This window comes from Microlunatus ginsengisoli (assembly GCF_039537205.1).
GTDB classification, from domain to species: Bacteria; Actinomycetota; Actinomycetes; order Propionibacteriales; family Propionibacteriaceae; genus Microlunatus; species Microlunatus ginsengisoli.
In genome coordinates this window covers 1-10967 of the sequence record NZ_BAABAB010000040.1, presented here as the reverse complement: position 1 = coordinate 10967, position 10967 = coordinate 1, and the positions used below count along the sequence as shown (strand labels likewise).

The following is a 10967-nucleotide window of genomic DNA, read 5'->3' as shown; positions in this document are numbered from 1 at the left end:
CCCGCCAGCAAAGCGATCCCGCGACCACGTCGGCATAACCATCAGATCGGCATAATGGATGATGCAGGTCTGGACCGGCGCCTGCGGCAACGCGATGTTCACGCTCCGGGGAGGCCTTTCAAGCCGTCGCGGACGACGAAGAACACGTTGTTCAGGCCGCGGTTCTTGAGCTCGGTGAGCACCGCTAACCAGAACTTCGCCGACTCCCCGTCGCCGGCCCACATCCCGAAGATGTCCTTGTGGCCGCCGAGATCGACCCCGATGGCGGCGTAGACCGGCCGGTTGCGGACCTGGCTCTCGCGGATCTTCACCACACACTGGCGTCGACGAAGATCCCGGCGGAGACCTTCGCCAGCGGCCGCGCCCACCAGATCTGGTGCTGGGCTCACGCCCACCAGTGTGTCGGTCATCGTGACTCCTCCTGCCCCTCGGGACGGTAGAGCCACTTACACCCTTCCTGCGAAAGTCCCAGCTCGAGCGCCGGCGGCGGTTCAATGGAGCATGTTGCTTGCGAGGGCGGTTGCGAGGGTGGGTGCGAGCGGGAGGCGAGGGAAGAGGGTGGCCTGGAACGCGTGGTAGATGTCCGGTTTCCCCGGCCAGATCGTGCTGATGGGCCGGTCCGCCGGATCGAGCTGGTGGTGCCAGGACCCAGCAGTAGGATCGGCGACGGTCGCGACGATGTAGTCCCACCAACGTTGATACCAGGTGACGTAGAGCGGGTCTCGTGTGCGTGTCCAGAGCGCCGCCGCGGCAGCGGCGGCTTCGGCGACGACCCAGTGCATGCGGTCGCGAACCACGGGGACGCCGTCCCAGTCGGTGGTGTAGACGAACCCCTCGTTACCGTCGACGGCCCAACCGTCGGCGACCGCCCGGGCAAACAATGACTTCGCTGTGGACGACCAGTCGGCCAACTCGATGATCGAGGTCAGGCCGGCGTTGACCGCGGCCGCCTCCAGGTTCAGCAGCAGCCGTGACCATTCCAGGGCGTGGCCGACGGTGGCCCCGTAGGGCTTGAACGGGTCATCGCGGTGGCCATCGTTGTACTCCGGGACCGGCACCCATGAGCTGTCGTAGTGTTCGGCGATCCGCCAGTTGTTGGTGGCGGCTTGGGTCGCGACGAAGGAGCAGATCCTCGCGGCGCGCTCGAGCCAGGTCGGGTCGCCGGTGACGTCGGCGGTGGCGAGCATGGCCTCCACGGCGTGCATGTTGGCGTTGATCCCGCGGTACGGGTCGAGCGTTTCGAAGGAGCTGTCCCAGGTATCTACACACAACCCGGTGTCCTCGTCCCAGAAGCGTTCCAAGAACACTCCGGTCGCATCCTCCAACAGTGTCGAGGCCCCGACCAGGCCGGCCTGGAACGCTGAGGTCGCCGCCAGTATCACGAATGCATGTGTGTAGCAGACCTTGGCGTCGTCGACCGGCCCGGCGTCGTCGACCGCAGCGAACCACCCTCCGCCGGACTGGTCGCGCATCCGGCCGGTCAGCCCGGCGAGGGCACGCTCGGCAACCGGTCGACAGCCTGGTATACCCAGGAGATGCCCGAGCGCGTACACGTGGACCATCCGCGACGTGATCCAGACGTGCACAGGCTTGTCGGGGTCGGGAATGCCGTCGACGTCGAGATAGGCCGCCCCGCCGGCGGGTAGCCCGCAGGACATCCCGAAGGTCAGCAGGAGCTCGCTTTGGGTTTGCAGCCAACGCTGGTGCTCGGCCAGTTCGAGCCACGGCTTCATCATGATCCTTTCAGCTGAGGAGATTCCTGGTGTCGTAAGTTGTTGTGGCGGTTCGCAGCTGCCGAGGCAGCCACGCGAACCGGCCAGCCCGCATCCCGCTCACGGCGCGTCTCTACGGGCCGCGGTGCGGCCGGTCAGGCCAGCAGGCGGTAGTCGTGTCGAGGCCATCCGAGCACGGCGAAGATCTGGGTCACGGCGGCTTGTTCGATCATCTGCGTGGTGCCGTCGCCGGCGAACTGAAACAGCCCGGTCGAGCGGTCTCGGTGATTGCGCCAGAGCCGCTCGCCGTAGGCGCGCATCGTCTGCAGCGACTCACGACCACCGGTGTAGTACTCCAACAAGAGCAAGCACTTGAAGTAGATGGAGTTGAAGAACACCGGCTGACCGTCGAGGGCAGCCGTGCCATAGAAGTCGGCGGCAGCGGCGGCGATCCGGCGGGCCTCACGCAGATAGCGCCGCTGACCGGTGAGATCCGCGAGGAGGCAGTTCACCGCGATCGGGATGCCCTGGTTGTAGCTCCAGACCGTCGGGTCCACAGCCCCCTCCAGCCCCAGATGGTCGTTGTAGAGACTGTTGTCGCGTTGCAGATTCCGGTTCGTCCACTCGTACATGCGCACGCTCCAGTCGAGGTAGATACGCATGCCGGTGATCCGGTACAGGCCCAGGCCGAGCAAGGCGGCGGGCATGTTCGACACCGTGTTGCGGTCCTGGCTCCAGGGCGCTTGCGTCCAGAACACCCCGCCGGGGGCGGCGTGAGTCGTGTCGTCGTCCCAGCCGGAGATGACGAGGTCGAAGACCCGCTGTGCCTCCCGCAGCGACGCATCATCGTGGAATCTGTTCCAGTGCTGGATGTCGAGTAGGCCGACCCACTCGCTGTCGTCGTAGAAGAAGTCGCCGCCGTCGCCGTACGGCGCCACGGGGTAGGACGCGAACCCCGGTCGTCCGGTGGAGCCTTCGTCGTCCCAGTATTCCTTCTGCGCGCGCCGGTGCCGAGTCAACGCGGGTCGGTAGCTGCGTCCCACGACAGGGATGCCGACCAGGTCCTGCACGGCCGCATGCGCCTGGGAGAAGGGCCACTCGAAGGAGTACTTCCGGTCCTCCGGCGATACCGGGTAGTGCTCCCGGTACAGACCCGAGCCGTCGTTCACCGCGAAGTTCTTCCGGAGAGCGTCCCACGCTGCCTCAGCGCGGTCCGCCCAGACCGGAGACCCCGATCGCTGCTCAGCACTGGCGGTCTGTGGCGCCAGCCCGGCACCGCCGCTGCCCACCAGCAGCGCGCCGCCGGCCAAACCGGCCAGGCAGCTTCGTCGCGTCAGCGGCTGGTGGTCGATCGCCCCCGACTTTGTTGTGTCGTGTGCTGCTTCCATGGTTTCGCTCCATCAGAGTTGAGCCCGTCAGATGATCTGAGTGGGCTGAGGTGGGGATCGGTTGTGTATGGGTCGCTGCGGTTCGCCGGCTCGCCACGCGCGCAGGATGCGGCGCAGCGGCGGTGTTCTGTCTCGCAGGCAGGCCGAATCCACGATCCCGGAGGGGTTCAGCTACCTTGTCGCACAAGCGGCCCTGCGGGTGTGAGGCAGCGCCGGGCTAGATCGGTCTCGTCGATGCTCCGATGATCAACTCGACCGGAAGGCCGACCTTGTGCACTTCGTTGGGCTGGCGCATGAGCTGGTTCGCCAGATCCACCGCTTCACGCCCCATCCGCTCCTGGTCTTGGCGGATGTGGGTGAAGCGAAACTGCGAGGTGTCGTAGAAGTCGTCCGGATGGTCGAAGCAGACGATCGACAGATCGTCGGGCACTGACCGACCCACACGATGGGCCGCCTCGCGCAGCATGAGTGCGATGTTGTACTCGGTGGCCACGGCCGCGGTGAGCTGAGGGTGGCTGACCAGGTAGCTGCTGAGCTGTTCGATGTCCTGCTGCGGGGTGGCCGAGGAGCCGGGGGTGGTGGACCGGGTGCCGGTGAACACCATCCCGTCGCTCTGCGGCACGTGCATGGTCGCGAAGGCCTTGACGAAACCGGTGCGCCGGTCCTCCAGGGTGGTGACGGTACTGGAGGAGGTCACCAGCCCGATGTGCTCGTGTCCGAGCGACATCAGATGCTCGGTCGCCAGCTGGCCGCCGGTGACGTTGTCAGAGCAGACCGTCGAGATCGGTACGCCCTCGAAGACACGGTCGAGGATGACCATCGGGAAGTTCTGGGTGATCAATTCCAGGACCGCCGCTGGGACATAGACCGACGAACTTGGCTGCAAGATCAGTGCCCGCACGCCGCTGTCAAACAAGGCCCGGATGAGCTGGTCCTCTGCCGACTCGTCACCGAGACTCCGTTTGATGATCAGGTTGATCGACGTGTTGGCCTGATCGAGGACCCCTGCCAGCACCTTGACGCCGAAGGTGTCGTCGAAGTTGGTGACCACCAGGCCGACGAGCGGATGGCTCAGCGTGTAGCCGCTGGCGGACGATGTCGCGACATCGCTGATCACGAAGGTGCCGACGCGCGCCCGCCGACTGATGTAGCCGTCATTCTTGAGCAGCTCGAGAGCGCGCTTGAGGGTGATGGCGCTGACGCCGAACCGTTCACCGAGAGCAGCGTCGGAGGGCAGTCGCTCCCCCACCGCGAAACGGCCGGTCTGTATGTCGTCCCGCAAGGCCTCAAAGACCTGCTGATACAGCGCCCCGCTCATGTGTGCTCTGACCCCCTCATGGGCGTATTAATATGCTTAATATATCCGGAGCTCACGGCGTTCCAGGGCGGCACGCGCCTCCAGCGCCATAATCGCGCTGAGTTGGGTGGAGTACGCGACGGTCGAAGGCGCTGGGCCGGACCAGTCATCGCCGGCCAGCAGCCAGTCGTCGACCTGGCAATGCGCCCACAGGGCGTCGGTGCTGCGGCGCACGAACGTCGACAGCGTGGTGTAGGGCGGTGAGGAGGGATCCAGCGTGGCCAGCAGGGTGTCCAGGTACCGGTAGTAGATGCCCTTGAACAGGCCCTCATCGCCCCCGGCGCCTTCGGTGCGGAAGAGCCCGTCGTCGGCCAGTTCCTGGATGGCTGTGAGCGCGGTTAGGGTCGCCTGGCGTCGGAACGTTGACGAGCCGGTGGCCTGGGTCAGGGCCACTCCGGCGCCGATGTAGAGAGCCTGGTTGTAGGTGTACCGCCACTGCACGTCGATGCGTCCGTCTTGATTGCGGTTGATGCCGTCCTCGACGAACCCGTCAGCGCGCACCAGGATGCGGGTCAGCCACTCGTAGGCGGCCAGGCCGAGCTCGAGCACCGGCTTCTCACCCGTCCGCGCGGCGAGCCGCGCGGAGAGGATGACGAACGGACCGTTGGCCGGGGTGTTCTTGTAGTACAGCTGCTGCTTGCGCCAGGCCACACTCGGCCCGAGCACGTCGTTCCATCCGTGGTCGACGACGTGTTGCCACAGATCCTGGCTGAGACGCAGGTAGCGGTCGTCTCCGGTGGCGTCGTGAAGACGGAGGATCGCCAACGCGTTCCAGAGCATGTCGTCGAAGTAGTCGTTGTACAACGATCCGCCGTTGCGCTCCAGGATGTTCGCGTGGGTTTGCAGCGCCTGTTCGAGCCAATGTTGATCACCGGTGCGGATGTAGGCATCCAGCCTGACGTCAAGCACGTGCGCCAGCCACCAGTAGTTGAACGTTGTGTTGTCGCCGGCCGGATAGTAGTTGTTGAGGAACTGGGGCCCGTCGGCAGCGAAGAAGTGGTCCAAACTTGTCTGGGCCGTCGTCGCGTGGCTGTCCCAGACGGTGCCGATGCTGCTGACGGTGTTGTCCGAAGTCATGGTGTCTGATCGCTCTCTTCGGCGGTGGGGGCGACGACCCGCTCGGGTCGCCGCCCTCGCCGGTGCTAGTTGCTGTCTGCCAGGATCTTGTCGCCGAGCTGTTGCGCCTCAGTGAGCGCCTGTTCGGCAGTCTCCTCGCCGGCCAGGAACTTCTCCAGAGCCGGGATCAGCGCCTTGCTTTCGACATCAGAGGCCCCGGGCACGTGGGACCGCACCTTCGCGTACTCCATGGTCTGGATGAACGCCGCGTAGCTGGGATTCTGGGTGAAGTACGGATCGTTGGCGGCTTCGCGGTTAGCCGGAATCCAGCCGGAGATCTTGGCGAAGTTGACCCCGTTCTCGGGCTGGGTGGCCCACCACTTCATGAACGCCCAAGCGCCGTCGGCGTTCTTCGCTCCGTTGGGGATGACCAGGCCGAAGCCGCCCATGATGGCGCCCTTGTCACCGTTCGGCCCCGTCGCTGGTTGCGCGATGCCGTAGCTGACCTTGGCCTTCTCCAGGTCGGCCAGCGCCCACGGTCCGTCGTATTTCATGGCCACGTCGCCCTGGGCGAACGCGTCCGCGCCTTCCCCGAAACCGAGCTTGTACACGTTGGCGTCGAGCAGACCCTTCCAGAAGTTGAGAACGTCCAGGCCCTGGGCGCTGTTGAACGCTGTCTTGGTGCCCGACCCGTCATACATGGAACCGCCGGCCTGGGACAGCCACATGCTGAACAGGCCCGGATCGGACAGGGCGAAGCCAGCCTTGGTGATCTTGCCGCCGTTGTGCTCCGCCGTCTTCTCCGCCACGGCTTTGAGCTCGTCCCAGGTCTTCGGCGGCTTCGCCCCGGCCTGGTCGAGCAGGGTCTGGTTGTAGTACAGGGAGCGGTTGTCGACCAGCAACGGCAGACCGTAGGTGTGACCGCCGACGACCATCTCACTCAACGCCTGGTCGTAGAACTGCTTGACGTCGACGCCATCCTTCGCGAGGTAGTCATCGACCGGTGCGAGCGCATTCTTCGACACGTAAAGCGGGGTGTTGTAACGGTCCCACAACACCACGTCGGGCACCCGGCCCGACGCCAGCCCGGTCAGCAGCGACTCCTCGACGGCCTCCTTCGCCACATAGGTGACGTGATACTTGTCCTGTGAGTCGTTGAACGCCGTGGCCTGCGCCTCGAGCTGCTTGGCCTGCGCACCCGACCACGAACCCCAGAACTGGACGTCTTCGACGGCACCAGACTTCTGCCCGTCCCCGCCGGAACCGCTGGACCCGCCGGAACCGCCGGAACCGCCGCAGCCCACGAGGGCTGCCGAGGCCACGACGAGGGCCGCACCGACCGCGACGAGGCGCCGCACTGGATTTTTCATCTCTTCTCCTTGCTCTGGTGGTGGGATGCCTTACCGATGGCGAGGCAGGTCGCCGACCGTGGTCGGCTACTTTCCGCCCGAGGTCGCGAAATTCTGCACGATGTACTTCTGGGCGAACATGAAGATGATCAGCACCGGGATGCTCGTGACGATCGTTCCCGCCATCAGCGGGCCGTACAGGGTGGCGTGCTCGTTGACGTAGGAGGCAAGGCCGACCTGCGCGGTATACATGTTGGGGTCGCTGAAGACGATCAACGGCCACAAGAAGGCGTTCCAGCCGGCCTGGAAGGTCAACACTGCCAGGACCGCCGCCCCGGCCCTGGACAACGGGAAGTAGATGCTGGTGAAGATGCGGAATTCGCTGGCCCCGTCGATCCGGGCCGCCTCCCCAAGATCACTGGGCAGGGACTCATAGACCTGCTTCATGAAGAAGACAGCGAAGGCACCAGCGGCGTAGGGAACGAGCACCGCCGCGTAGCTGTTGAGGAAGCCGATGCCGCCCTGTCCGAGCAGATCGTTGCCGCCCGCCAGTGGGAAGTGGCGTAGAACAAGGAATGTCGGGATCATCGTGACGATCGCCGGGATCATCATGGAGGCGAGGAACGAGCCGAAAACGGCGCCCCGGCCCCGGAACTGGAGCTTGGCCAGGGCGTAGCCGCCGAGGCTGCCGAAGAAGATGTTCGTGATCGTCCCGACGGCGGCGATGATGAACGAGTTGGCGAGGTAGCGGGCGAACGGTCCGTCAACGAACAGCGACACGTAGTTCTCTACCGTGGGCGTGCGCGGGATGAAGCTGAGCTGACTCGAGATGATCTCAGCTTCAGGCTTCAGTGAGGTCGATAGCGTCCAGATCAACGGCAGCACCGTGGAGATGCTGACGGCGATGACGGCGACGAACCAAGTGGCCGTGCCGAGCAGGCGCGTTGCGGATCCTGATCGGCGACGTGGCGGTAGGAGGGTGACAGTTGCTGCAGACATCAGGCGGCCCTATCCCGGGTGAGGCGTGCATTGGCCAGCGAGAACAAGAGGATGATCAGGAAGAGGACGAAGGAAAGCGCCGAGGCGTAACCCATCTCCAGCCGGCCGAAGCCCCGGTCGTAGATGTAGTAGACGAGCGTCAGCGTCGAGTTCCCCGGTCCTCCCTTAGTGAGAACGTACGCCTGGTCGAAGACCTGGAAGGCGCTGATCAGCAGCAGTGTCGCGACCAGGAACATGCTGCGTGAGATGCCCGGCAGCGTGACATGCCAGAACACGCTCCACCGATTCGCTCCGTCGAGTCGGGCGCTTTCCACCAAGTCGGTGGAGACGCCCTGCAAGGCCGCGAGGAAGATCAGCATGTTCGTTCCGAAGCCGGCCCACACGCTCATCAGGACGATGGCGATCATCGCCCACTGTGAGTCATACAGCCAGGCCGGGCCGTTGATCCCGAACCAGCCGAGCACGATGTTGAACAGGCCGTACTGAGGATTGAGTAGCCAGAACCAGATCGCCGCGGTCGCAACGGTCGAGGAGACGACCGGGATGTAGAACAGGGTGCGGAAGATGCGGACCGTCTTCGAGCTCCGATTCAACAGTATCGCCGTGCTCAACGCGACGACCACGCTCAACGGCACGAATAAGATGGTGTAGTAGATCGTGTTGCGCAACGCGATCCAGAAGATCGGATCGTTGATGATGCGGACATAGTTCGCGATGCCGACCCAGTCGAAGTCGCCGACGACGGAGTAGTCGGTGAAGCTGATGACCAGAGCCAGCACGATTGGCAGCAGCAGAAAGGTGACGAAGAGCAGGACCGGCACCGACAGAAACGCCCAGGCATTGCCCGTCTGCTGACGTCGTGTGTTGTTCCAGCCCGGGCGATGCGGAGTCTTCACCACCTGGTTCTTCTTCCGACCGGCCCGGACGGGTGGGATGCCCGATGGGTCACGTGCCAGCACGGTCTGGCCGATACTCGTCGACCCGCTCATCGCAGCACCGTCCCCGCAGCCGTCCGCCGGTACGTGCGCATTCCCGCACAGTCCAAGGCGAGTTCGCAGAACATGGCGTTTGCCCAGGAGAACCAGGGCCGGGTGTAGATGGTGGGGTCGTCCTTGTCGAAGGACTCGTGCATCCGGTCAGTGTCGGCGTGAGTCGCCATCAGCGTGGACAGCATCCGGTCCCGCTCCCCGTGGTCGAGCGCCGTCAGACCCTGCACGGCGAGCGCGATCGGCCAGATCGAGCCGGGAGGTGTGTGCGGGCTCCCGATTCCCGCGGCGGCCGCGCCCCGACTGAACGTCGGGTTGGCCTCGCTCAACAAGAAGGCGCGAGTCCGCTGATACAGCGGATCATCGAGCTCGCACCAGCCGATCAAGGGCAGGGACAGCAGGCTCGGCGTGTTCGCGTCGTCCATCACCAAGACACCACCCAGCCCGTCCAGCTCGTACGCGTACACCGGCTCCTGCGACGGGCCGGTCGTGACCGCGTACCCGGTCAGACCGCGGCCTATCGAGTCCCGCAGATCGCGGGCATCTGCCGCCAGCTCCCAGTCGTCGAAGACCGCGTCCGCCAGCTCGGCAATATGGGAGAGCTCAACGAAGGCCAGCATGTTCGCCGGAACGTTGTAGTTGTAGACGCACGTGTCGTCGCTCGGCCGAAACGCCGACCAGGTGAGCCCGGTATGCCCGGTTGGCCGGCCGAGCCCACGCCGCGCGAGGCTGTCGCCGGGCGATCCGGGACGCTCAAAACGGTACGACGATGTCTGATCATGGTCCTGTTCGGTCCGCCAGACTCCAACGATGCTGCGCGCCACCGTTGGGAACAGTTCCAAGTGCTCCGTGCGACCCGTCAGCGTCCAGATGTCGTAGGCCAACTGGACCGGATACGCCAGCGAGTCGACCTCATACTTGCGCTCCCACACCCACGGAGACATCTCGGTCTGGTCTGACCAGTGCCCCGCACCGTCAGGCCCCTGGTTGAAGGCATTGGCGTAAGGATCACGATCTATACACGCCAGCTGACGCCGCGACACCGCGATCGCACTTTGCGCCAGCTTCGGGTCCCGCTCCAGAAAGTGCAGGTACGGGGTCAGCTGGACCGTGGAATCTCGCAGCCACATCGCCGGGATGTCACCAGTCACCACAAACGCCGAGCCGCCCGCGGACAGCGCAATCGTGTGCTCCAGCGTGTCGAGGAAGCACCCCGAGAACACAGCAGCCACCGCCGGTCCGAGCGCGTCACCGATCCCCTCGATCACATCCGTCGCCATGGCGGGTGTGTACACATCCATCCTGCACTCCTCCTCAGAACTCATATATACAATTACCTATGCTAATATTAATATACTTAATAGGAACTAGACATAGTTAATCACAGAGGTGGTGGGTGATGCAAGGCTTCCTGGGCACCTGGCCTGCGATCGGTATCTCGAGGGAAGCGCTCAACCGCGTGCCCCCGTGGCGCACTCCGGGTGCGCCCCACCCGATCGCCCCTACTCGCGTGTACAACAGGAACTGTGGCTGACGTGGCACTGTCGATCTAGCCGACTCACGACGGGTGGACACGCAAGCCGACCGACATCCGGATCGCACGCACGCTGAGTCCCTCCTCGTGCTGATCCGGGTCGGTTCACCCTCGCCAAACGCCCTTGTCGGGCGACGGCACGGCGTCCTACCTTGGCTTGAAGCGGGAGGGTTTTCATGTCAGCTGAACAAAGCCGGCGCGCCATCGAGCGCTACTTCGACCTGATGGGCCAAGGTGCGGACTTTGCCGAGTGCTACGGCGCCGATGTCACCTGGCTTGTTGTCGACACCGGTCAGGTGGTGCGTGGACCCGACATGGTGCGGGACTACGTCAACGCGCTGCACGCCACGATGGTGGACCTGCAGACGCGACGGATCGTCATAGATGAGGAGAATGCCTATCTGGAGGGAGACTGCGCTGCTGTCACGTCGGAGTTGGGCAGTCGTATCCATTACTGCATCGCCTACGACATCAAGGATGGGCTGATCATCGCGATGCGCTGCTACGGCGTTGGAGCCCAGGTCTAGCCTCGATGTTTCGTCGAGGCCGTTGTTGATCTTGGTTCCGGGATTTGGTTGTTGATGGT

9 protein-coding genes and 1 pseudogene are annotated in these 10967 nt (G+C 64.5%); 1 reads left to right on the top strand and 9 read right to left on the bottom strand.

All coding sequences use genetic code 11. From position 1 onward, the window contains the following. The 9 genes and pseudogenes from ABD747_RS21630 to ABD747_RS21590 all read right to left on the bottom strand — a co-directional run. Positions 1–370, bottom strand: a pseudogene (locus ABD747_RS21630) (transposase); the annotation flags it as partial. 121 nt (positions 371–491) lie between these two features. Beyond that, a complete protein-coding gene (locus ABD747_RS21625; protein ID WP_344808537.1) occupies positions 492–1736 on the bottom strand; it encodes an AGE family epimerase/isomerase in 1245 nt (414 codons plus the stop codon). A 131-nt stretch (positions 1737–1867) separates the two neighbouring features. Further along, positions 1868–3100 carry a glycoside hydrolase family 76 protein gene (locus ABD747_RS21620; RefSeq protein WP_344808535.1) on the bottom strand — a complete coding sequence of 411 codons (1233 nt, stop codon included), beginning with the start codon at positions 3098–3100 and terminating at the stop codon, positions 1868–1870. 217 nt (positions 3101–3317) lie between these two features. Next, complete coding sequence (locus ABD747_RS21615; RefSeq protein WP_344808534.1) at positions 3318–4418, bottom strand: GntR family transcriptional regulator; 1101 nt, start codon at positions 4416–4418, stop codon at positions 3318–3320. A 36-nt stretch (positions 4419–4454) separates the two neighbouring features. After that, positions 4455–5534, bottom strand: a complete 1080-nt coding sequence (locus ABD747_RS21610; protein ID WP_344808532.1) for a glycoside hydrolase family 76 protein — start codon at positions 5532–5534, stop codon at positions 4455–4457. Positions 5535–5599: 65 nt separating this feature from the next. Next, complete coding sequence (locus ABD747_RS21605) at positions 5600–6883, bottom strand: ABC transporter substrate-binding protein (RefSeq protein ID WP_344808530.1); 1284 nt, start codon at positions 6881–6883, stop codon at positions 5600–5602. A 66-nt stretch (positions 6884–6949) separates the two neighbouring features. Beyond that, on the bottom strand, positions 6950–7747 hold the full coding sequence (locus ABD747_RS21600; protein WP_344808528.1) for a carbohydrate ABC transporter permease: 798 nt from the start codon (positions 7745–7747) through the stop codon (positions 6950–6952). Positions 7748–7860: 113 nt separating this feature from the next. Further along, positions 7861–8850: a carbohydrate ABC transporter permease gene (locus ABD747_RS21595; RefSeq protein WP_344808526.1), complete on the bottom strand. Its 990-nt coding sequence runs from the start codon at positions 8848–8850 to the stop codon at positions 7861–7863. Next, on the bottom strand, positions 8847–10148 hold the full coding sequence (locus ABD747_RS21590; RefSeq protein ID WP_344808524.1) for a glycoside hydrolase family 125 protein: 1302 nt from the start codon (positions 10146–10148) through the stop codon (positions 8847–8849). Before ABD747_RS21590 ends, ABD747_RS21595 begins: the two co-directional genes overlap by 4 nt. Positions 10149–10557: 409 nt before the next feature. Between ABD747_RS21590 and ABD747_RS21585 the strand changes: the two genes are divergently transcribed. After that, positions 10558–10908 carry a nuclear transport factor 2 family protein gene (locus ABD747_RS21585; RefSeq protein WP_344808522.1) on the top strand — a complete coding sequence of 117 codons (351 nt, stop codon included), beginning with the start codon at positions 10558–10560 and terminating at the stop codon, positions 10906–10908. Positions 10909–10967: the final 59 nt, after the last annotated feature.

Bases quoted from the DNA above. Each gene is read 5' to 3' on its own strand.
- ABD747_RS21595 (WP_344808526.1), bottom strand. From the start codon at position 8,850: ATGAGCGGGTCGACGAGTATCGGCCAGACCGTGCTGGCACGTGACCCA.
- ABD747_RS21610 (WP_344808532.1), bottom strand. From the start codon at position 5,534: ATGACTTCGGACAACACCGTCAGCAGCATCGGCACCGTCTGGGACAGC.
- ABD747_RS21590 (WP_344808524.1), bottom strand. From the start codon at position 10,148: ATGGATGTGTACACACCCGCCATGGCGACGGATGTGATCGAGGGGATC.
- ABD747_RS21620 (WP_344808535.1), bottom strand. From the start codon at position 3,100: ATGGAAGCAGCACACGACACAACAAAGTCGGGGGCGATCGACCACCAG.
- ABD747_RS21615 (WP_344808534.1), bottom strand. From the start codon at position 4,418: ATGAGCGGGGCGCTGTATCAGCAGGTCTTTGAGGCCTTGCGGGACGAC.
- ABD747_RS21585 (WP_344808522.1), top strand. From the start codon at position 10,558: ATGTCAGCTGAACAAAGCCGGCGCGCCATCGAGCGCTACTTCGACCTG.
- ABD747_RS21625 (WP_344808537.1), bottom strand. From the start codon at position 1,736: ATGATGAAGCCGTGGCTCGAACTGGCCGAGCACCAGCGTTGGCTGCAA.
- ABD747_RS21605 (WP_344808530.1), bottom strand. From the start codon at position 6,883: ATGAAAAATCCAGTGCGGCGCCTCGTCGCGGTCGGTGCGGCCCTCGTC.